The sequence below is a fragment of the Streptomyces sp. NPDC052301 genome (genome assembly GCF_044593395.1).
Classification (GTDB): Bacteria; Actinomycetota; Actinomycetes; order Streptomycetales; family Streptomycetaceae; genus Streptomyces.
Genome location: NZ_JBIUBE010000001.1, coordinates 161,176 through 182,657, shown reverse-complemented (window position 1 = coordinate 182,657; position 21,482 = coordinate 161,176). Strand labels below are relative to the sequence as shown.

19 protein-coding genes and 1 pseudogene are annotated in these 21,482 nt (G+C 72.6%); 9 read left to right on the top strand and 11 right to left on the bottom strand.

The features are described from left to right. Positions 1-309, bottom strand: a pseudogene (locus ACIHEJ_RS00855) (hypothetical protein); the annotation flags it as partial. Between the two features lie 229 nt (positions 310-538). On the opposite strand from ACIHEJ_RS00855, the gene ACIHEJ_RS00850 reads away from it, so the two are divergent. Beyond that, positions 539-1,183 carry a hypothetical protein gene (locus ACIHEJ_RS00850; protein ID WP_400131066.1) on the top strand — a complete coding sequence of 215 codons (645 nt, stop codon included), beginning with the start codon at positions 539-541 and terminating at the stop codon, positions 1,181-1,183. Between the two features lie 23 nt (positions 1,184-1,206). Here the strand turns inward: ACIHEJ_RS00850 and ACIHEJ_RS00845 are convergent, their stop codons facing one another. Genes ACIHEJ_RS00845 through ACIHEJ_RS00835 form a run of 3 tightly spaced genes read right to left on the bottom strand, consistent with a single transcriptional unit; the run spans position 1,207 to position 4,446 of the window. Further along, positions 1,207-2,181, bottom strand: coding sequence for a D-cysteine desulfhydrase family protein (locus tag ACIHEJ_RS00845; RefSeq protein WP_400131064.1), 975 nt, complete (start codon positions 2,179-2,181; stop codon positions 1,207-1,209). A 58-nt stretch (positions 2,182-2,239) separates the two neighbouring features. Beyond that, a complete protein-coding gene (locus tag ACIHEJ_RS00840; RefSeq protein WP_400131062.1) occupies positions 2,240-3,592 on the bottom strand; it encodes a VWA domain-containing protein in 1,353 nt (450 codons plus the stop codon). Further along, entirely contained in the window at positions 3,589-4,446 is an 858-nt protein-coding gene (locus ACIHEJ_RS00835; RefSeq protein ID WP_400131060.1) for an AAA family ATPase, read from the bottom strand. Before ACIHEJ_RS00835 ends, ACIHEJ_RS00840 begins: the two co-directional genes overlap by 4 nt. 120 nt (positions 4,447-4,566) lie before the next feature. On the opposite strand from ACIHEJ_RS00835, the gene ACIHEJ_RS00830 reads away from it, so the two are divergent. The 4 genes from ACIHEJ_RS00830 (at position 4,567) to ACIHEJ_RS00815 (ending at position 7,584) form a co-directional block, all read left to right on the top strand. Further along, the gene (locus ACIHEJ_RS00830; protein WP_400131058.1) at positions 4,567-5,139 is read left to right on the top strand and encodes a TetR/AcrR family transcriptional regulator; all 573 of its coding nucleotides are present in this window, start codon (positions 4,567-4,569) and stop codon (positions 5,137-5,139) included. Between the two features lie 149 nt (positions 5,140-5,288). Then, positions 5,289-5,978: an ABC transporter permease gene (locus tag ACIHEJ_RS00825; RefSeq protein WP_400131057.1), complete on the top strand. Its 690-nt coding sequence runs from the start codon at positions 5,289-5,291 to the stop codon at positions 5,976-5,978. After that, complete coding sequence (locus tag ACIHEJ_RS00820; RefSeq protein ID WP_400131055.1) at positions 5,975-6,646, top strand: ABC transporter permease; 672 nt, start codon at positions 5,975-5,977, stop codon at positions 6,644-6,646. The genes ACIHEJ_RS00825 and ACIHEJ_RS00820 overlap by 4 nt, the downstream gene beginning before the upstream one ends. Next, entirely contained in the window at positions 6,643-7,584 is a 942-nt protein-coding gene (locus ACIHEJ_RS00815) for an ABC transporter substrate-binding protein (RefSeq protein WP_400131053.1), read from the top strand. The genes ACIHEJ_RS00820 and ACIHEJ_RS00815 overlap by 4 nt, the downstream gene beginning before the upstream one ends. A 6-nt stretch (positions 7,585-7,590) precedes the next feature. On the opposite strand, the gene ACIHEJ_RS00810 is transcribed toward ACIHEJ_RS00815, so the two are convergent. From ACIHEJ_RS00810 to rhaI, 7 genes are all read right to left on the bottom strand, one after another. Then, the gene (locus ACIHEJ_RS00810; RefSeq protein WP_400131051.1) at positions 7,591-8,745 is read right to left on the bottom strand and encodes an ATP-binding cassette domain-containing protein; all 1,155 of its coding nucleotides are present in this window, start codon (positions 8,743-8,745) and stop codon (positions 7,591-7,593) included. Positions 8,746-8,808: 63 nt separating this feature from the next. Next, positions 8,809-9,450, bottom strand: a complete 642-nt coding sequence (locus ACIHEJ_RS00805) for a lactate utilization protein C (protein WP_400131049.1) — start codon at positions 9,448-9,450, stop codon at positions 8,809-8,811. Beyond that, a complete protein-coding gene (locus ACIHEJ_RS00800; protein WP_400131047.1) occupies positions 9,447-10,925 on the bottom strand; it encodes a LutB/LldF family L-lactate oxidation iron-sulfur protein in 1,479 nt (492 codons plus the stop codon). The genes ACIHEJ_RS00805 and ACIHEJ_RS00800 overlap by 4 nt, the downstream gene beginning before the upstream one ends. Next, on the bottom strand, positions 10,922-11,677 hold the full coding sequence (locus ACIHEJ_RS00795) for a (Fe-S)-binding protein (RefSeq protein WP_400131045.1): 756 nt from the start codon (positions 11,675-11,677) through the stop codon (positions 10,922-10,924). Before ACIHEJ_RS00795 ends, ACIHEJ_RS00800 begins: the two co-directional genes overlap by 4 nt. A gap of 72 nt (positions 11,678-11,749) precedes the next feature. After that, entirely contained in the window at positions 11,750-13,198 is a 1,449-nt protein-coding gene (locus ACIHEJ_RS00790; RefSeq protein ID WP_400131043.1) for a rhamnulokinase family protein, read from the bottom strand. Next, positions 13,195-15,234 carry a bifunctional aldolase/short-chain dehydrogenase gene (locus ACIHEJ_RS00785; protein ID WP_400131041.1) on the bottom strand — a complete coding sequence of 680 codons (2,040 nt, stop codon included), beginning with the start codon at positions 15,232-15,234 and terminating at the stop codon, positions 13,195-13,197. The genes ACIHEJ_RS00790 and ACIHEJ_RS00785 overlap by 4 nt, the downstream gene beginning before the upstream one ends. Before the next feature lie 60 nt (positions 15,235-15,294). Beyond that, positions 15,295-16,455: an L-rhamnose isomerase gene (rhaI, locus tag ACIHEJ_RS00780; protein WP_400131039.1), complete on the bottom strand. Its 1,161-nt coding sequence runs from the start codon at positions 16,453-16,455 to the stop codon at positions 15,295-15,297. 263 nt (positions 16,456-16,718) lie between these two features. On the opposite strand from rhaI, the gene ACIHEJ_RS00775 reads away from it, so the two are divergent. The 4 genes from ACIHEJ_RS00775 (at position 16,719) to rhaS (ending at position 21,467) form a co-directional block, all read left to right on the top strand. Then, positions 16,719-18,236, top strand: a complete 1,518-nt coding sequence (locus tag ACIHEJ_RS00775) for a sugar ABC transporter ATP-binding protein (protein ID WP_400131037.1) — start codon at positions 16,719-16,721, stop codon at positions 18,234-18,236. After that, a complete protein-coding gene (locus ACIHEJ_RS00770; protein ID WP_400131034.1) occupies positions 18,233-19,303 on the top strand; it encodes an ABC transporter permease in 1,071 nt (356 codons plus the stop codon). The genes ACIHEJ_RS00775 and ACIHEJ_RS00770 overlap by 4 nt, the downstream gene beginning before the upstream one ends. Beyond that, the gene (locus tag ACIHEJ_RS00765; protein WP_400131033.1) at positions 19,296-20,270 is read left to right on the top strand and encodes an ABC transporter permease; all 975 of its coding nucleotides are present in this window, start codon (positions 19,296-19,298) and stop codon (positions 20,268-20,270) included. Before ACIHEJ_RS00770 ends, ACIHEJ_RS00765 begins: the two co-directional genes overlap by 8 nt. 120 nt (positions 20,271-20,390) lie before the next feature. Beyond that, positions 20,391-21,467 carry a rhamnose ABC transporter substrate-binding protein gene (rhaS, locus tag ACIHEJ_RS00760; RefSeq protein ID WP_400131031.1) on the top strand — a complete coding sequence of 359 codons (1,077 nt, stop codon included), beginning with the start codon at positions 20,391-20,393 and terminating at the stop codon, positions 21,465-21,467. The last annotated feature ends 15 nt before the right edge of the window (positions 21,468-21,482 follow it).

The window sequence follows — 21,482 nt, the reverse complement described above, 5'->3', positions numbered from 1 at the left end:
CGGGGTTGCCGTGCGGGCCGGGGACGGGACGGGGGACGGGGTTGCCGTGCGGGCCGGGGACGGGACGGGGGACGGGGTTGCCGTGCGGGCCGGGGACGGGACGGGGGACGGGGTTGCCGTGCGGGCCGGGGCAGGGGCCGCTGTCGGCACGGCGGTTGCCCCTGAGCGGGCGGGGGAGTGGCCGCCGGTCTGTGCCGCCTGGGCGGTCATGGTGCCGGCGACGGCCAGGGCCGCGCCTACGGCGGAGACCCCCAGCGTGGCGCGCAGCCTGCGGGCGCGGCTCGGGCGAGGGGCGTGGTGTGCGGACATGGGTTCCTTCGGTCGCTCGGGTCGGACATCGGGTCGAAGTGGAGGCCTCCACCCCGACAGACGTCCGACCCCGGGCGAGGTTGCAGGCGCGGACCGACGAATTCTCGTACCCCGCCGCCCAGGTCACTTCTCGGCCTCCCGTCCGTCGCGATCTCCTCTGTGTCCGGCGCCGTCACCGTGCCAGAGTGGGCGAGGACACGCGTCGGACGAGCGGTCGGCGGGGGGATCCATGCACACGGTGTTCCAGCTGGGCACGGGAGTGTTCTGGACCGTGGCCTATGTGCTGCTGATCCGGACGGGGTTGCGGGAGCGCACCTTCGGCATGCCCGTGGTCTCCTTCGCCACCAACCTCAGCTGGGAGTTCACGTTCGCGTTCGTGCGACCCGGCACCGGGGTGGTGTACATCGCCGACGTCGTCTGGTTCTGCTTCGATCTCGCCATCGGTTACACGGTCGTACGCCACGGCCGGTCCGAATTCCCCTACCTGCCCGGCCGGTTGTTCCTGCCCTCGCTCGCCGCGCTGCTCGCCCTCGCCCACACGGGCATGAACTACGCGTCGCTGCAGCTGGACAGGGGCGACGGCACCCTCACGGCGTTCGGCAGCAACCTGGCGATGTCCGCCCTGTTCCTCGGCATGCTCGCCGGCCGCCGGGGCACCCGTGGCCAGTCCCCGGGGATCGCGCTGGCCAAGCTGCTCGGCACGGCCTGCGCCTCCATGGCCATGCTCGCCGACCCCGCCCCGGACCCCCGCTACGACAACGCCCTCATGTACTACCTCTACGTCGGCTGCTTCCTGCTCGACCTCGTCTATCTCGTCGCCCTGCTGGCCGTGCGCCGAGCCGAGCGGGCGGCACCCGGCCCGGTGCGCGCATAGTCACGTCCGTCGCGAGAGTCGGGTCAGTCCTCGAGGACCTTCGCCTCCCGCTCCGCGAACGCCACCGCTTCCCCGTGTCCGAACAGGCCCGGCAGGCCTCCGGTGTGGACGAACACGGTCCGCTCGCCCGGCCGGATCCCGCCGTCCCGTACGGCCGCCCGGAGTCCGGCCAGGGCCCGGCCCGTGTAGGTCGGGTCGAGGACGAGGCCCTCGGTGCGGGCGGCGAGCCGGAGCGCCTCCCTCACGGGGCCGGTCAGGGTCGCGTAGCCGCCGCCCACCTGGTCCCGGCGCACTCGCAGCCCCTCCGCCGGGACCTGCTGCGAGCCGAGCTGCGCCGCGAACCGGGCGACCGCGGCCGCGGGGTCGGCCAGCGCGCCCACGTCGACGCCGAGCACCGACCCGGCGCCCAGGGCCGCGACCAGCCCGGCCATGGTGCCGCCCGAGCCCAGCGCGACCACCGCCGTCCGCAGGTCCGGCACCTGCTCGCGCAACTCCTCGCCGCAGCGGACGTACCCCCGGGCGCCCAGCTCGCTGGAACCGCCGAACGGGATCGGCGCCGGACGTGCACCCTCCGCCCGCAGCCGGGCGCACACCTCGGCCGCCGCCGCGTCCAGCCCCGCCTGGTCGACCTCGCCGGCCCAGGCGAGCCGCGCCCCGAACAGGCCGTCCAGGGCGAGGTTCCCGGACCGTGAGGCGCCCGGCGAGCCGCGCAGCACGAGGACGACGTCGAGGCCCAGGCGGGCGCCCGCGGCGGCGGTCAGCCGGGCGTGGTTGCTCTGCGGGGCACCCGTGGTCACCAGCGTGTCAGCGCCCTCGGCGAGGGCCGCGCCCGCCGTCCACTCCAGCTTGCGGATCTTGTTCCCGCCGCCGCCCAGACCGGTCAGGTCGTCCCGCTTGATCCACAGGTCGTCCGGTCCGAGGCCGAGCGCGGCGGCCAGCCGGGGTGCCGGTTCCAGGGGAGTGGGGAAGGTGCCGAGGGGTACGGGGGAGTGGCTCATGGCGTACGTCCTTCGCTGCGGAACACGGGCCGGGTCGCGGTCGTCCGGCACCAGTCGATCACACCGGCAGCAGCCGGGCGATCAGCGCGCCGAGCTGCCGGGCCGTGCGGCACTCGTGCATCTCGACCAGGTCGGCGTAGGCGGGCGCGGCCGAGTCGCCGGTGCCCCACTGGGCACGCGGCTCGGGGTTGAGCCAGTAGACGCGGCGGGCGCGCCGGGCGAGGTCGCGTACGGCCGGCAGATTCGGGTCGCTCATGTTCGTCCGGGCGTCCCCGAGGACGAACACCGTCGTACGCGGGCCGACCGCGGCGCCGTACCGCTCGGTGAACTCGCCCAGTGCCATGCCGTAGTCGCTGCTGCCGTGCCAGCCGGTGAGGGTGGCCTCGGCCCGGATGCGGGCGCCCAGCCCGTCGGGGTCGGCGCGGCCGTGGTCGAGCAGGCCGGTGACCTCGTCGAGCCGGTTGACGAAGGCGAAGACACGGACCTTGCTGAACTGGTCGTGCAGCGCCTGCACCAGCAGCATCGTGAAGTCCGAGAACCCCGACACCGAGCCCGAGACGTCGCAGAGGAGCACCAGTTCGGGGCGGACCGGGCGGCGCCGGCGAAGCACCGGCCGCATCGGCACCCCGCCCGTGGACAGCGAGGACCGCAGGGTGCGGCGCAGGTCGACGGTGCCGCGCGCGGCCCGGCGGCGGCGCGCGGCGAGCCGGGTGGCCAGCTTGCGCGCGAGCGGCTGCACCGCCCTGCGCAGCTCGGCGAGCTGGTCGCGGTTCGCGAACAGGAAGTCGACCCGGTCGGCGGTCGGCCGCACCCCGCGCCGCGCGATCTCGTCCCGCCCGCGCCGCTCCGCGACCCGGCGCCGCGCCTCCGCCCCGACCATCCGCCGGAAGTCCTCGATGCGGCGCCGGATCTCGTCGTCCAGCAGCCGGCCCGCGAAGCCGGCGCCGCTGTCGCCCCGGCCCCGGACATCGGCCCGCACCCGGGCCAGCAGGGTCTGCGGGCGCAGCCGGTCAAGGGTCTGGTACGCCGAGAAGCCGTCCGATCCCGGCGAACTCCCGTAGCCGCCCATGCCGTCGACGGCCTCCGCCGCCAACCGGGCCATCAGCGCCCGGTCGTCGGCGGCCAGCGCCTTCGCCAGCCGGTCGCGCAGGGCCTCGCGGTCCGCCGTCCCGCCGTCCGGGCCGCCGACCCCGCGCGGGAAGTACAGGTCGAAGACCGGGTCGAACACGGCCCGTTGGGCCGGCCCGTGCAGCAGGGTGGCCGCCAGTCCCTCGCGCAGCCGCTCCCGGTCCGAGAGTCCCAGCGCCTCCACCGCGAGGGCGGCGTCCACGCTCTCACCGGTGCCGATCCGCACGCCGTGCGCGCGTAGCGCCCCGACCAGGCCGGTGATCCGCTCGGCGACACCGGTCACAGCGCGTCCAGGTCGAGCTTGGCCGCCGCCTTCTGGATGTCGTCCTGGTGCTTGAGGATCACCCCGAGGCTGTCCCGTACGACCGACTCGTCCAGCGTGTCCGCGCCCAGCGCCAGCAGGGTGCGCGCCCAGTCGATGGTCTCGGCGACGGACGGCACCTTGCGCAGGTCCATCGCGCGCAGCGCCCCGACCACCCGGACCACCGACTCGGCCAGCGCGGTGTCCAGGCCCGGCACCTTCAGCCGGACGATCCGCCGCTCCAGCTCCTCCTCCGGGAAGCCGATGTGCAGGAACAGGCACCGGCGGCGCAGCGCCTCGGACAGCTCCCGGCCTGCGTTGGAGGTGAGGACGACGAACGGGCGGCGGGTCGCGGTGACCGTGCCCAGCTCCGGGACCGTGACCTGGAAGTCGCTCAGCACCTCCAGCAGCAGCCCCTCCATCTCGACGTCGGCCTTGTCGGTCTCGTCGATGAGCAGCACCGTCGGCTCGTCGCCGCGGATCGCGGTGAGCAGCGGGCGGGGGAGCAGGAACTCCTCGCTGAAGATGTCGGTGCGGGTCTCGTCCCAGCTCTCGTCGCGGCCCGCGCTGATCCGCAGCAGCTGCTTGGCGTGGTTCCACTCGTACAGCGCACGGGACTCGTCCACGCCCTCGTAGCACTGGAGCCGGATCAGCCGGGCCCCGGCCACCTGGGCGACGGCCTTGGCCAGCTCGGTCTTGCCCACCCCCGCCGGGCCCTCCACCAGCAGCGGCTTGCCCAGCCGGTCGGCGAGGAACACGGTCGTGGCGACGGCGGGCGAGGCGAGATACCCGGTCTCGGCGAGGCGGGCGGAGACGTCGTCGACGGACGTGAACAACGGGGCCTCCGGCGGGTCGGGGACAGGGACCGGCCTCCTATCTAAGCGCTTGTTCACCTCGCGCGCCACGGTATACACCGATCGGTTTCTCTTTGGTCCGGCCGACGGTAACCTCACCGTATGGCCACCACAGACAAGGCGTCCCCCCGCGACCGGCTCCTCGACGCCGCCGCGCGGCTCTCCTACCGCGACGGCGTCTGCATCGGCATCGAGGCGCTGTGCCGGGAGGCGGGTGTCTCCAAGCGGTCGATGTACCAGATGTTCGACAGCAAGGACGAGATGCTGGCCGCGAGCCTGGAGCAGCGCATCCCCTGGTACGAGGCCCGGTTCGCGCACCCCGACCCGGAGGCCGCGACCCCGCGCGAGCGCATCCTCCACGTCTTCGAACAGCTGGAGAAGGCCTCCCTGGACGACGGATACCACGGCTGCCCCTACCTCGCCGTGCTGGTGGAACTGAAGAACCCGGAGCACCCGGCGAGCGTGGTCGCCCGCCTGGTCAAGGAGCGGCTGGTCCGGACCTTCCGTGCCGAGGCGGAGCGCGGCGGCGCCCACCACCCCGACCTGCTCGCCCGCCAGCTCCTGCTGATCTTCGACGGCGCCGCCGCCCGGGCCGGCGCCGGGGTGGAACGCCTGGACGACGGCCTGACGACGGCGACGGTGACAGCGCTGCTGAACGCGGCGGAGATGGACTAGGGGGGCCGCGTCCGGTACCGCTGCCGCCGCCGCGCGGGCGCGACCAGCCACGACGGGCCCGCAGCCGATCGAGGACCCCGCACAGGGAGGAGCCCCGTACGGGCCAGCCCAGCGCGCCGACCCGTCGGCCCGCCCGGTGCAATGGACCCGTGACCGCGCCCCCGCACGACTGTCTCGCGCGCAACGCATGGATCTGCGGCGCCTACCTGAGCACCCGCCGCCGGATCCTGCTCGACGCGGTCGTCCAGCACCTCCAGCTGACCGCCCTGTCGATCCTCATCGGGCTGGTCGTGGCCCTGCCGCTGGCGGTACTGGCCCGCCGCTGGGGCTGGGCGGCCGGCCCGGTGCTCGCCGTGACGACGATCCTCTACACCATCCCGTCGCTGGCCATGTTCTCCCTGCTCCTGCCCCTCTACGGCCTCTCCGCCGGCCTCGTCGTCGCCGGTCTCGTGCTGTACTCGCTCACCCTCCTCGTCCGGAACATCCTCGCGGGCCTGCGTGCGGTCCCCGAAGAGACCCGGCAGGCCGCGCGCGGCCTCGGTTACGGCCCCATCCGCCTCCTGCTGACCGTGGAACTGCCCCTCGCCCTGCCCGCCGCGATGGCCGGCCTGCGCATCGCCACCGTCTCGGCGGTCTCCCTGGTCACGGTCGGTGCGATCGTCGGCTTCGGCGGCCTCGGCAACCTGATCTACGCGGGCATGAACACCTACTTCAAAGCCCAGGTGCTCACCGCGTCCGTACTGTGCGTGCTGATCGCGATCGCCGCCGACCTGCTCCTGCTGGGCGTGCAGTGGCTGATCACGCCGTGGGTGAGAGCGACCCGGGCGGCCCGGGCATGAGCACGCTCTCCGCGAGCTGGGACTGGCTGGCCGACCCCGCGCACTGGTCCGGGGACGACGGCGTCCGGCACCGGCTGCTCCAGCACCTGATGCTCACCGTGGTCTGCCTGATCGTCAGCTGCCTGATCGCGCTGCCCGTCGCCCTGGTCCTCGGCCACCTCGGCAGGGGCGGCGCGCTCGCCGTGAACCTCTCCAACATCGGCCGCGCCGTGCCCACCTTCGCCGTCCTGGTGCTGCTGCTCCTCACCCCCGTCGGACGGTGGGGCGAGGGCCCGACGGTGGTGGCCCTGGTGCTGTTCGCCGTACCGCCGCTGCTCACCAACGCCTACGTCGGCGTGCGCGAGGTCGACCGGAACGTCGTCCAGGCCGCGCGGGGGACGGGGATGACCGGGCGACAGCTGCTGTTCCACGTGGAACTGCCCCTTTCGCTCCCCCTGATCCTCAACGGGGTGCGGATCGCCGCCGTCCAGCTCGTCGCCACCGCCACGATCGCCGCGCTCGCGGGCGGCGGCGGCCTCGGCCGGATCATCACGGCGGGCTTCAACCTCGCGAGCACCCCCATGGTCGTCGCCGGCGCCCTGCTCGTCGCGGTGTTCGCGCTCGTCGTGGAGGGCCTCTTCGAGATCGCCGAGCGGCTGGCACCGGCGTGGGCCAGGGGCGGCCGGTGAGAGGCGCCACGGCGCCGGCGGTCCTCGCGCTCCTCGCCCTGTCCGCCTGCACCACCGGCCCCTCCCTGGAGAACCGCGGCCAGGTCACCGCACCGCCCGGCGACAGCCACCACCTGACCGTCGGCTCGGCCGGCTTCACCGAGAGCGACCTGCTCGCCGAGATGTACGCCCAGCTGCTGAACCGGGCCGGCTACAAGACCTCCCTGCTCACGGTCGCCAACCGGGAGCTGTACGAACCGGCCCTGGAGTCCGGCCAGATCGACGTCGTGCCCGAGTACGCGGCCACCTTCGCCGACTGGCTGAACGCCAAGACCCACGGCGCCGACGCGAAACCCGTCGGCTCCCCCGACCTCGCCACCACGATGAAGGCCCTGCGCGGGCTCGCCGCCCCCCGCGGGCTCACCGTCCTGCCACCCGGGCGCGCCGTCGACCAGAACGCCTTCGCGGTGAGCGCCTCCTACGCCCGGCGGCACCGGCTCTCCACGCTCAGCGACCTCGGTGCCTCCCGGCTGAAGGTGCGGCTCGCCGCCGGCGACGAGTGCGTGCAACGGCCCTACTGCGAGCCGGGCCTGCGCAAGGTGTACGGCATCGACGTCACCGGCGTCGACCCCAAGGGCGTCGGCACCACCCAGGCCAAGCGGGCCGTGCAGCAGGGCCGGGACCAATTGGTGCTGACCACCACCACCGACGCCACGCTCGACGCCTTCGGCCTGGTCCTGCTCGCCGACGACAGGCACCTGCAGAACGCCGACTCCGTGGTCCCCGTCGTCAACCGCTCCCGCGCGGGCGGCCCCGGGGTCGTCAAGGCGCTCGGCAGGCTCAACGAGGTCCTGACGACGAAAGACCTGGCCCGGCTGAACCAGCAGGTCGACAGCTGGCGCCGGCTGCCCGCCGACGTGGCCCGAACCTACCTCGAGGAGAAGGGCCTGCTGAAGTGAGCGGCGTCATGCGTCCGACACCGAGTCGAACGGCACCTGCCCCCGCGCCACGCCCCGCGCCTCCGCGTCCACCGAGCGGCGCAGCGCCTCGTGCAGCTTGGCCGGGGTGAGCACGCCGAGGAACCGCGCGCCGTCCAGCACCGCGACCCACCCGGCGTCGTACTGGAGCATCACCCCGAACGCCTGCTTCAGCGGCGCGCCCACCGGGACCCACGCCGTCATCCGGTGGGCCAGATCGCCAACCGTGCCGCCGGCCGCCAGCTCGTCGACGCCGGCCCAGCCGTGCAGATCGCCGTGCGCGTCCAGGACGACCGCCCACCGTCCTCCCTCGGCCCGCAGCCGCTCACGGGCCCGGTCGGCGGGCTCGTCCAGCCGGGCCACGGGCGGCTGCTGTAGGTCGTCCGGCTCGATCGTGGTGACCGACAGCCGCTTCAGGCCGCGGTCGGCTCCCACGAAGGAGGCGACGTAGGAGGTGGCGGGCGCCCCGAGCACCGCGCCCGGCGTGTCGAACTGCTCGATCCGCCCCTGCCCGTACACGGCGATCCGGTCACCGAGCCGGACCGCCTCCTCGAGGTCATGGGTGACCAGCAGCACGGTCTTGCGTACCGCCGCCTGCATCCGCAGGAACTCGTCCTGCAGCTGCTCGCGCACCACCGGGTCGACCGCCCCGAACGGCTCGTCCATCAGCAGCACCGGCGGATCGGCCGCGAGCGCCCGCGCCACCCCGACCCGCTGCCGCTGCCCGCCCGACAACTGCTCGGGATAGCGCGGCCCGTACGTCTTCGGGTCGAGCCCCACCAGGTCCAGCAGCTCGGCCGCCCGGGCCCGCGCCTCGGCCCGCTTCCAGCCGAGCAGCGCGGGCACGGTCGCGGTGTTGTCCAGGACGGTGCGGTGCGGGAAGAGGCCCACCTGCTGGATGACGTAGCCGATGCGGCGGCGCAGCCGCACCGGGTCGACCGTCGCGACGTCCTCGCCGCCGACGAAGATCCGGCCCGAGGTCGGTTCGATGAGCCGGTTCACCATCATCATGGTCGTCGTCTTGCCGCAGCCGGACGGCCCGACCAGCGTGACGAGCTCCCCCTCGGCCACCTCGAAGGACAGGTCGTCCACAGCCGTCGTACCGTCCGGATACCGCTTGGTGACCTGCTCGAACCGGATCATTCCCTCACGCTAACGGGGCCGTCGGCGGGGCGCCCGGCGGCCGCGTCGGCCAGGTGACGCACCTCAGCCGACCAGCACCACCTCCAGGGTGCGCGGGCCGTGCACGCCCTCCACCCGGTCCAGTTCGATGTCGCTGGTGGCCGAGGGACCGGAGATCCACGTCAACGGGCTCCTCGGGTCGAGGCGTTCGAGGGCCTGCGGGACGGCGGAGACGACCTGGTCGGGGACGCGGACCACACAGATGTGGTGGTCGGGGACGAGACTGATCCGACGCCGTCCCTGGTCGGGGCCGCCGTCCAGGACGATGGTGCCGGTCTCGGCGATCGCCACCGCGCAGGCGGTGACCACGCTGTCGACGCGGTCCAGGTCGTGCGGCGTGCTGTCGCCCCGGTCGGCGACCCGCGCCACGTCCGTCCGTGCCAGCCAGCCCTCCGGCAGTCCCGGCGGCACCAGCACCGAGCCCGACTTCCGGTCCGCGAGCAATCGCGCGACGAGGGCGGGGAGTTCGTCCTCGGTGCAGCGGTGCACGAGCGCCCGGTAGTCCGCCAGGTTCTCCGCGAGCAGGTCCACCGTCCGCTCGACCGTTCGGTCCCCGTGCTCCCGCAGATAGTCCCGCGGCACGGCCTCCTCGTACGGCCGCTCGTCCGGTGCCACATCGGCCAGCGCGCGCCGCACCCGGCCCAGGATCCGTTCCCTGCTGCTCACTCGGTGCCCTCCTGTCCACCGCGCGTACGCTGCCACCAGTCCCGGAAGGGTTCCGCCGGCACCGCCGGCAGATCCCGGCTGCCGGTCCAGGCGCTGCCCGGGCCCGGCAGGGTACGCGGGTGCAGCCGGCGGGTGCGGGAGGCGAGCCGCTGGCCCGCGCGCAGGGCGCCGGGGCGGGCGAAGGCCCAGCGCGCCACCCGCATCGCCGCCCGCTCCGCCGCGTGCCCCCTGGCCGGCTTCAGCACCACCCGGTTGCCCTGCCGCACCGCAGGCCCGCCCTCCACGACCCGCTCCCGCAGATGCACCAGCACCTCGGGGATGTCGATGGCGACCGGACAGACCTCGTAGCAGGCGCCGCACAGGGTCGACGCGTACGGCAGCGAGGCATCGATCTCGCTCGCCGTGCCCCGCAGCTGGGGGCTGAGGATGGCGCCGATGGGACCCGGATAGACCGAGCCGTACGCGTGCCCGCCGGCCCGCTCGTACACGGGGCACACGTTGAGACAGGCCGAGCAGCGGATGCAGCGCAGCGCCTGACGGCCCACCCGGTCGGCGAGGGTGTCGGTGCGGCCGTTGTCCAGCAGCACCAGATGGAAGGTCCGCGGCCCGTCCTCGTCCGTGGTCCCCGTCCACATGCTCGTGTACGGGTTCATCCGCTCGGCGGTGGAGGAGCGGGGGAGGGTCTGCAGGAAGACCTCCAGGTCACGCCAGGCCGGCACCACCTTCTCGATGCCGACGACCGAGATCAGCGTCTCCGGCAGGGTCAGGCACATCCGGCCGTTGCCCTCGGACTCCACGACCACCAGCGTGCCGGTCTCCGCGACCATGAAGTTGGCACCCGAGATGCCGACCTTGGCCCGCAGGAACTTCTCCCGCAGGTGCAGCCGGGCCGCCTCGGCGAGCTCGGCGGGCGCGTCGGTCAGCCCCTCGGGAGCCGGGCGGCCCCAGGCGCCCATCTCGGTCGCGAAGATGTCCCGGATCTCACCGCGGTTGCGGTGGATCGCCGGGACCAGGATGTGCGAGGGGCGGTCCATGCCCAACTGCACGATCAGCTCGGCGAGATCGGTCTCGTAGGCACGGATGCCCGCGGCCTCGAGCGCCTCGTTCAGCCCGATCTCCTGCGTGGCCATCGACTTGACCTTGACGACCTCCGACTCGCCGGTCGCCCGGACCAGTTCGGTCACGATCCGGTTGGCCTCGTCGGCGTCCACCGCCCAGTGGACCGTGCCGCCGGCCGTGGTGACCGACTCCTCCAACTGCTCCAGGTACCGGTCGAGACGGCGCAGCGTGTGGTCCTTGATCCGGCGGCCCGCCTCTCGCAGCTCGGCCCAGTCGGACAACTCGGCCACCGCTCTGGCCCGTTTGGCGCGGATGGTGTGTGTGGCGTGCCGCAGATTGCCGCGCAGGGTGGTGTCGTGGACGGCCTCCCGCGCGGCCTCGGGAAAGGCCGGCATGCCGACGAACGTCCCGCTCATACCGCCGTCTCCTCCTTCGTGCTCGCCAGGATCTCCGCGATGTGCACCGGCCGCATCCCCACCCGGAGCCGGCTCATGGTGCCGCCGAGGTGCATCAGGCAGGAGTTGTCGGCCGCGCACAGCACCGAAGCGCCCGTCGACTCCGCGTTGCGTACCTTGTCCACGCCCATCGCGGCCGACACTTCCGCGTTCTTCACCGCGAACGTCCCGCCGAACCCGCAGCACTCCTCGGCCCCGGGCAGCTCGACCAGTTCCAGCCCCTCGACGGCCCGCAGAAGCCGGAGCGGCCGGTCCCCGAGGCCGAGCCCGCGCAGCCCGTGGCAGGTCGGGTGATAGGTGACCTTGTGCGGGTAGTACGCGCCCACGTCCGTCACCCCCAGCACGTCCACCAGGAACTCCGTCAGCTCGTACGTCCGCGGCACCACCGGCGCCAGCGTCCGCGCCAGCGCGTCCCCGCGCCCCTCGGCTCTGGCCCGCTCGCCCATCCGGGGATACAGCTCGCGCACCATCGCCCCGCAGGACCCGGACGGGGTGACGATCGCCTCGTAGTCCCGGAAGACATCGGAGAAATGCCGGGCGAGCGGCTCCGCCTCGTGCCGGTAGCCGGTGTTGTAGTGCGCCTGTCCGCAGCAGGTCTGGCCCATCGGGAAGTCGACGTCGACGCCCAGTGCGGTCAGCAGTTTCACCACGGCCCGGCCGGTGTCCGGATAGAGCGTGTCGTTGACACAGGTCAGGAAAAGGGCGACACGCATCGCGGCTCCTCGGAGACGGTCGTCGGACGAGTGCAGGGTAGTGGGCGCACCCCCGCCGAAAGGAGACGCGGCTCACCGCGCGGCGAGCCGTTCCCCGGCGTCCCGCCAGCGGGCGGTGCCGCCCCGGGGCGCGTACCGGGTCAGCGGCTGGGTCCCGGCCAGCAGCCGGCGCATGGCGGCGAGGTCGCCGGTCAGTCCCTGGGCCCGGGCCTGCACCAGGACGTTCCCCAGAGCCGCCGCCTCCGTCGCGCCGGCCACCACGGGCAGCCCGCAGGCGTCGGCCGTCAGCTGGCACAACAGGGCGTTGCGGGTGCCCCCGCCGACGACGTACACCACGTCCACCGGACGGTCGGCCAGCCGCTGCGCGTCCCGCACGGCCCGCCGGTGGGCGAGGGCGAGCGAGTCGAGGATGCACCGGGTGACCTCGGCCCGCGAGGCGGGCACCGGCTGGCCCGACTCCCGGCACGACCCGGCGATCCGTTCCGGCATCCGGCCCGGCGCCAGGAACCGCTCGTCCCCGGCGTCCACCACCGAGCGCAGCGCCGGCACGCCGGCCGCCTCGCGCAGCAGCGCCCCCAGATCCGGCTCCCCCCAGGCCCGTACGCATTCCTGGAGCAGCCACAGCCCCATGATGTTCCGCAGGTACCGGACGGTCCCGTCGAGCCCCAGCTCGTTGGTGAAGTTCGCGGCCCGGCTCTCCTCGGTCAGCACCGGAGCGGTCAGCTCCAGCCCGGCCAGGGACCAGGTGCCGGTGCAGATGTAGGCGAAGCGCTCACCGGTCGCCGGGACGGCGGCCACCGCGGACGCGGTGTCGTGCGAGCCGACGGCCGTCACCGGAACCGGACCCGTGAGGCCCGTCTCCCGGAGCACCTCCGGCCGCAGCACACCGGCCGGATCGCCCGGCTGCCGCAGCGGCGCGAACAGCCCGAGGTCGATGCCCAGCCGCCCGGCGACGTCGTACGACCACGTGCGGGTGCGGGGATCGATCAGCTGGGTGGTGGAGGCATTGGTCAGCTCGGTGCCCTGCTCGCCGGTCAGCCAGTACGTCAGCAGATCGGGGATCAGCAACAGGCGTACGGCTCGGGCGAACTGCGCCGTCGAGCGGGCGGCCGTGAGCTGGTACAGGGTGTTGAACGGGGCGTACTGCAACCCGGTGGCCGCATACAGCTCCTCGGCCGGCACAGTCGCCCACACCTTCTCGGCGACGCCCTCGGTGCGGGCGTCGCGGTAGTGCACGGGGTTGCCGAGCAGGGCGCCGTCGGCGTCCAGCAGCCCGTGGTCCACGGCCCAGCCGTCGATGCCGACGGAGTCCACCGGGCCCACCGCCCGCAGCCCGTCCAGGACACCGCCGTACAGCCCGAGCACGTCCCAGCGCAGCCCCTCCGGGACCCGCACCGGCCGGTTGGGGAACCGGTGCACCTCGCTCAGCTCCACGGAGTCCGGGCCGACCCGGCCGAGCATGACCCGCCCGCTGGAGGCGCCCAGGTCGACGGCGGCGTACGACTTCACGCCCGTGCTCATCGCAGGAACGCGGCCGCCACACCCGCGTCGACCGGGACGTGCAGCCCGGTGGTGTGGGTGAGGTCGCCGCCCGTGAGCGCGAACACCGCGTTCGCCACGTGCTCGGGCAGCACCTCGCGCTTCAGGAGTGTCCGCTGCGCGTAGAACTCGCCCAGCTTCTCCTCCGGCACCCCGTACACCGCGGCCCGCCGGGCGCCCCAGCCGCCGGCGAAGATCCCGGAACCGCGCACCACACCGTCCGGGTTGACCCCGTTGACCCGTATCCCGTGCTCGCCCAGCTCGGCGGCCAGCAACCGCACTTGATGCGCCTGGTCGGCCTTGGTCGCGGAGTAGGCGATGTTGTCGGGCCCGGCGAAGACGGCGTTCTTGGAGGCGATGTAGACGACGTCGCCGCCCAGCCCCTGCGCGATCATCACACGGGCCGCCTCCCGCGACACCAGGAACGATCCCCGGGCCATGATGTCGTGCTGGAGGTCCCAGTCGTCGGCCGACGTCTCCAGCAGGGGCTTGGAGACGGAGATCCCGGCGTTGTTGACGACGAGGTCGACGCCCCCGAAGGCCAGCACGGCCGCCCGGAAGGCGGCGGTGATCTGCTCCTCGGACGTGACGTCCACGGTCACGGCGACGGCCGTGTCCGGTCCGCCCAGCTCCTGTGCCACGGCGGCGGCGTTGTCCCCGTCGAGATCGGCCACGACGACACACGCGCCTTCGGCTGCCAGCCGGTGCGCGATGGCCTTCCCGATCCCGCTGCCGGCCCCCGTGACGAGCGCGACGCGTGTGGCCAACGGCCTGGGCTCCGGCATCCGCCGGAGCTTGGCCTCCTCCAGCGCCCAGTACTCGATGCGGAACTTCTCCGCCTCCTCGATCGGCGCGTAGGCGGAGACGGCCTCGGCGCCGCGCATGACGTTGACGGCGTTCACGTAGAACTCGCCGGCCACACGGGCGGTCTGCTTGTCCTTGCCGTACGAGAACATGCCCACCCCGGGGACGAGCACGATCGCCGGGTCGGCACCGCGCATGGCGGGGGAGTCCGGTGAGGCGTGCCGCGCATAGTAGGCGGCGTACTCCTCGCGGTACCGGGCGTGCAGCTCCCGCAGCCGGGCGACGGCGTCCTCGAGGGGCGCGCTCGGCGGCAGGTCGAGGACCAGCGGCCGTACCTTGGTGCGCAGGAAGTGGTCGGGGCAGGAGGTGCCGAGCGCCGCGAGCCGGGGGTGTGCGGCGCGGGCGAGGAAGTCCAGGACGACACCGGAATCGGTGAAGTGCCCGACCTGCGCCCGGTCCTGGGAGGCGAGCGCCCGGACGTACGGCGCGAGGGCGGCGGCCCGCTCCCGCCGCTCGCCCGGGGGCAGCGCCCGGTACCCCTCGATCACCGGCCCGAACGGCTCGGCCTTCCCGCGCTTCGCGAGGAACGCCTCGGCGGTGCGGATGATGTGCAGCGAGTTGCGCTCGCACTCCTCGGAGGAGTCCCCCCAGGCGGTGATGCCGTGCCCGCCGAGGACGCACCCGACGGCCTGCGGATTCGCCTCCTTGACGGCGGCGACGTCCAGTCCCAGCTGAAAGCCCGGCCGCCGCCACGGCACCCAGACCACGCTGTCCCCGAAACACTCGGCGGTCAGCTTCTCCCCGTCGGCGGCGCAGGCGAGCGCGATCCCCGAGTCGGGGTGCAGATGGTCGACGTGCGGTGCGTCCACGAGCCCGTGCATGGCGGTGTCGATGGAGGGAGCGGCCCCTCCCCTGCCGTGCAGGCAGTAGTCGAACGCGGCGACCATCTCGTCCTCCCGCTCGACACCCGGGTACACGTCGGCGAGGGCCCGCAGCCGGTCCAGCCGCAACACGGCCAGCCCGCCCTCGGTGAGCGTACCGAGATCACCCCCGGACCCCTTCACCCACATCAGCTCGACATCACCCCCGGTGACGGGATCGGTGCCGGTGCCCTTGGCGGAGGCGTTGCCGCCGGCGTAGTTGGTGTTACGGGGGTCGGAGCCGAGCCGGTGGGAGCGGGAGAGGAGCGCGGAGGCTTCGGGATGGGTGGTCATGAGGAACATTCCTTTTCGGAAGAGATGGGCGTTCCAAGGGGCGCGGGGCTGGGTCGCGCTCTACGCCCCCCACCCCGCCGGCTGACCGCCGACCCGCTCGGCGGCAACCTTCTCCGCCCACCCGGACCGGGCATACGCGGCCAACGGGTCGGGATCCACCCCCATCTCCTGCCGGACCTCCCGGAGCAACGGCCGCACATCGGTGTTGTATGCATCCATCAGCACGCCATGGGCCCCCAGCACATCCCCCGAAGCCTGGGCGGCAGCCAACGCCGGCCGATCCACCGACAGCGCTTTCGCCGAAGCCTCCTGAACATTCATCACCGACCGGATGATCGCCGGAATCTTCGCCTCGATGTTGTGGCACTGATCCAGCATGAACGCCACCTCGGAGGTGAACCCCCCGCCCCACACCACCTCGCACATGATCCGGAACAGCTGGAACGGGTCGGCGGCCCCCACCATCAGATCGTCGTCCGCGTAGAACCGCGAGTTGAAGTCGAACCCCCCGAGCCTGCCCTCCCGCAACAGCGTCGCCACGATGAACTCGATGTTCGTCCCCGGCGCATGGTGCCCGGTGTCGACCACGACCTTCGCCCTCGGCCCGAGCTTCAGACAGTGCGCGTACGCCGTCCCCCAGTCCGGCACGTCCGTCGTGTAGAACGCCGGCTCGAAGAACTTGTACTCCAGCAGCATCCGCTGCCCCTCGCCGAGCCGCGCGTAGACCTCGGCCAGCCCCTCGGCCAGCCGGTCCTGGCGCGCCCGTACGTCGTCCTGGCCGGGATAGTTCGTACCGTCCGCGAACCACAGCTTCAGATCGGTTGAGCCCGTCGCGTCCATGATGTCCACGCACTCCAGCAGATGACCGACGGCCTTGCGCCGCACCGCCGGGTCCGGATGGCAGACGCTGCCCAGCCTGTAGTCGTCGTCCTGGAAGGTGTTGGAGTTGATCGCGCCGAGCCGCACCCCGTGTTCCCCGGCGTACCCGGCCAGCGCGGCGTAGTCGTCGACCCGGTCCCAGGGGATGTGCAGGGCGACGGTCGGGGCGACGCCCGTGAACTCGTGCACCCTGGCCGCGTCCTGGAGCTTCTCCCAGGGGGAGCGCGGCACACCGGCCTGGGCGAACACCTTGAAACGGGTCCCCGAATTCCCGTATGCCCACGACGGCGTCTCGACGGCCTGGGTCTTGAGCGCGGCCTTCACCGCGGCGAGGTCGGTCACTTCGGGGCTCCTGTGAGGTCGGTCCGAACGACTGAGCGTGTGAAACGATTCAGAATGGCAAGCTAGGGGCCGTCCAGAGGCGTGTCAAGCGCCCCGGTCAACCCATTCTTCCGCGACTTGGCCGTGTCCTACGGCTATCGAAAGTTTTTCGACACGGACCCATTGACGTGACATGGCTGCGCTGCCTACGGTCCCGGCAATCCAGTTGAAACCTTTCACGACGCCGTGAGGCGCCTGCCCCAGGCGTCGTCGAGGAGCCATCCATGACCCACCCGCCTGACACGGGACCGCCCCCGGTGCTGGCGCTGAAGGGCGTCTCCAAGTCCTTCGGCGCCGTACGCGCCCTGCGGGATGTCTCCCTGGAGCTGCTGCCCGGCGAGGTGCACGCCCTCGCCGGCGAGAACGGCGCGGGCAAGTCGACGCTGATCAAGACCCTCGCCGGGGTGCACCGGCCGGACGCCGGCCAGGTGCTGCTCGACGGGGAGCCCGTCGTCCTCCACGGCCCCGGCGACGCCCGCGACGCCGGAATCGCCGTGATCTACCAGGAACCCACGCTCTTTCCCGACCTGTCGATCGCCGAGAACATCTTCATGGGCCGCCGGCCCGAGCGGGCCCTCGGCCGGATCGACCACAAGGCCACCCGCGCGGCCACGGCCGCCCTGATGAAGCGCCTCGGCGTCGCCCTCGACCCCGACCGGCCCGCCCGCGGCCTCTCGATCGCCGACCAGCAGATCGTGGAGATCGCCAAGGCGCTCTCCTTCGACGCCCGCGTCCTGGTCATGGACGAGCCGACCGCCGCCCTGACCGGCAGCGAGGTCGCCCGGCTCTTCGGCGTCGTACGCACCCTGCGCGAGCAGGGCGCGGCCGTGCTGTTCATCTCGCACCGGCTGGAGGAGATCTTCCAGATCTGCCGGACCGTCACCACTCTGCGGGACGGTGCCCGGATCGCCAGCGAGCCCCTCGACGGCATGACCGAGGACGACCTGGTCCGCCGCATGGTCGGCCGAGACCTGGACGAGCTGTACCCGAAGCAGGAGGTCCGGCTGGGCGAAGTCGCCCTGAGCGTACGGCGGTTGACCCGCGAGGGCGTTTTCACGGACGTGTCGTTCGAGGTGCGGTGCGGGGAGATCGTCGGCCTCGCCGGTCTCGTCGGGGCCGGCCGTACCGAGGTCGCCCGGGCCGTGTTCGGCGTCGACCGATGGGACGCCGGCGAGGTCGAGGTCGGCGGCCGCAGGCTCACCAACGGAGCGCCGTCCACCGCTGTGGCCGCCGGTCTCGCCCTGGTCCCCGAGGACCGGCGCGCCCAGGGTCTGGTGATGGACATGTCCATCGAGCGGAACATCGGCCTGACCGGACTGCGTACGACCGTCAGGGCCGGCCTGATGGACCGGGGCGCGGAACGCAGCCGCTCCCTGGACTGGGCGGTGAAGCTCCAGGTGAAGTACGCCCGGATCGCCGACACCGTCGCCACGCTCTCCGGCGGCAACCAGCAGAAGGTCGTCCTCGCCAAGTGGCTGGCCACCGGCCCGAAGGTGCTCATCGTGGACGAGCCGACCCGCGGGATCGACGTCGGCACGAAGGCCGAGGTGCACCGGCTGCTGTCCCGGCTCGCCGCCGACGGGGTGGCGGTGCTGATGATCTCCTCCGACCTTCCGGAGATCCTCGGCATGGCCGACCGGGTGCTGGTGATGCACGAGGGCCGGATCACCGCGGAGATACCCCGCTCCGACGCCACCGAGGAGACCGTGATGGCCGCAGCCACCGGGAGGGCCGCCGCATGACGGTGACCACGCCGAACGAGACCGCAGTCGCCGGGACGCCCGAGTCGAGCGGCACCCGCCTCGTGGACCGCGTCCTCAAGATGCGCGAACTGGCCATCCTCGTCGTCCTCCTGCTGATGATCGCCGTCACCCAGGCGGGCAACAGCCAGTTCCTGTCCGCACAGGGCATCAAGGACCTGCTGCTCAACGCCACGATCCTGGTGCTGGTCGCGACGGGCCAGTCCCTGGTCGTCGTCACCCGCAACGTCGACCTGTCCGTCGGCTCCACCCTCGGCATCAGCGCCTTCGCCGCCGGCACCTACCTGCACGGCGGCGGCAACGCGGTCGTCGCCGTTCTCCTGGCCGTCCTGCTGGGCGTCGGTCTCGGCCTGCTCAACGGCGCGCTGGTCAGCCTCGGCCAGGTGCCCGCGCTGGTCGTCACGCTCGGCACGCTGTACATCATCCGGGGCGTCGACTCCATCTGGGTCGGCTCCCGGCAGATCACCGCCGCCGACCTCCCGGGCGGCTTCGTCGACTTCGGCTCCGGCGGCATCTCCGCGCTGCCGTGGCCGGCGCTGATCGCGCTGGCGGTGCTGGTGGCGACCGCGTACCACCTCAAGCACTACGGCAGCGGACGGGAGCTGTACGCCCTCGGCTCCAACCCGGAGGCCGCACGGCTCGCCGGCATCCCGGTCCGCAAGCGGATCCTGGCCGCCTACACCTGCTGCGGCGCGCTCGCCGGACTCGCCGGAGCCCTGTACCTGGCCCGGTTCGGCAACGTCGACTCCGGCACCGGCACCGGCTACGAACTCACCGTCGTCAGCGCGGTCGTGGTCGGCGGCGTCGCCTTCACCGGCGGCTCCGGCAGCGTGTACGGCGCCGCGCTCGGCGCCCTGCTGCTCACGTCCGTCAACAGCGTGCTGCCCGCCCTCGGTGTCAGCTCCGTGTGGGTGCTCGCCATCAACGGGGTGCTGCTGCTGCTCGCCGTCGCCGTCGACCGGATCGTCGCGCTGCGGGTGGCCGCCGCCCTGAAGAAGAAGTCGGCCCGAAGGAGGACCGTCATGGCGAAGGAGAACCCCGGTGCCTGAGACGCTCACCCGCGCGATCCGCTGGGACACCGTCGTCGGCGCGCTCCTGCTGGTCCTGTTGCTGCTGTCGTTCGGCTTCGTCGACGGCTTCGGCAACGCCCTCAACCTGTCCTTCCTCCTCGGCAACACCCTCCCGATCGCCCTGATCGCCCTGCCGATGACCCTGCTCGTGGTCGCCGGCGAGATCGACCTGTCGGTGGCGTCGACCGCCGGGCTGTCCGGGGCGGTGATGGGCACGCTGTGGAACGAGGGCATGGCCATCGAGGCGATCATCCCGCTGTGCCTGCTGCTGGGCGTCGTCTGCGGGCTGGTCAACGGCCTGCTGGTGACCCGGCTCGGGCTGCCGTCCCTCGCCGTCACCATCGGCACCCTGGCCGCCTACCGGGGCATCGCCCAGATCGTCCTCGGCTCGGACGCGGTCACCGACTTCCCCTCCCGGTACCTGGACTTCGCGGCCGGCCGGCTCGGGAACTCCTTCCTGCCCCAGGCGTTCCCGGCCTTCCTGGTGCTGCTCGCCGTCGCCGTCGTCCTCCTGCACGCCACCCCCTTCGGACGGTCGCTGTTCGCGGTCGGGGCGAGCGAGGAGGCGGCGCGGTTCGCGGGGATCCGGGTCAAGCGGACCAAGCTGATCCTCTTCGTCGCCACCGGCTTCATGTCGGCGCTCACGGGGGTCTTCTGGGCCCTGCACTACGCGAGCGCGCGGTACGACAACGCGACGGGGCTGGAGCTGTCCGTGGTCGCCGCCGTGCTGCTCGGCGGGATCGACTTCGACGGCGGCAAGGGGACGCTGGGCGGTGCGATCGCCGGTGTGTTCCTGCTGGGGGCGCTGCAGAACGTGATGAGCCTGCTGAACGTCTCCGCGCAGTCGCAGATCGTCGTCACGGGCGTGCTGCTCGTCGTATCCGTGCTCGGACCGAGGGTCGCACGTCAGATCTCACTGGCGAGGGCGGCCGGCTCCGCTGGTTAGGCCGTTCGCCGGCCGCGGGCCGGCTGCGGCTGGTCGCGCGCACGCGGCGGCAGCCGCACCGACGACGCCCCTTGCCCGCTCGGGGCGCATCCACTCACCCTCTTTCACAAGGACCCCGTCATGCCCAGGTCATCCCTCCGCCGCACCTGCATCACCCTTGCCGCCACCACCCTCGCCGTCGCCCTCACCGCCTGCGGTGGCACCACCAAGAACGACGTCAAGGACGACAACGGCTCGGCCGCCACCGCCGGCAAGGCCGACCCGAACGCCGCCACCAAGAAGGGACTGACCGTCGGCTTCCTGCCCAAGCAGGTCAACAACCCCTACTTCACCAGCGCCGACAGGGGCGGCGAGAAGGCGCTCACCGCGCTCGGGTCCACGTACAAGGAAGTGGGGCCGTCCAGCGCCACCGACACCGCCGGGCAGGTGAGTTACGTCAACACGCTCACCCAGCAGCAGGTGAACGGCATCGCCGTCTCCGCACAGGACCCCGGTGCCCTGTGCACCGCGCTCAAGCAGGCCATGAAGAACGGCATCAAGGTCGTCACCTACGACTCCGACACCGACCCCGGCTGCCGCAACGCCTTCGTCTCGCAGGCGTCCGCCGAGGACCTGGGCCGTACCGAGGTGCAGCTGCTCGCGCGGCAGATCGGGTACAAGGGCGAGATCGCGATCCTGTCGGCCGCGCAGACCGCGACCAACCAGAACACCTGGATCGGCTACATGAAGGACGAGCTGAAGGACCCCAAGTACAAGGACATCAAGCTCGTCAAGATCGCGTACGGCAACGACGACGCCCAGCAGTCGTTCCAGCAGACCCAGGGCCTGCTCCAGGAGCACCCGGACCTGAAGGGGATCATCTCCCCGACCACCGTCGGCATCAAGGCCGCCGCCCAGTACCTCTCGGGGTCCAAGTACAAGGGCAAGGTCGAGCTGACCGGCCTCGGAACCCCCGACGACATGCGCAAGTACGTCAAGAACGGCACCGTCGACGCCTTCGAGCTGTGGGACCCGGCGAAGCTCGGCGACCTGGCCGCTCGGACCACCGTCGCGCTGGCCTCGGGGCAGATCACCGGCAAGGAGGGCGAGACCTTCAAGGCCGACGGGACGGCGTACACCCTCGGCAAGGACGGTGTGATCAACCTGGGCAGGCCGACCGTGTTCGACGCGAAGAACATCGACCGGTTCGACTTCTAGGACCGCGGGGGTCGT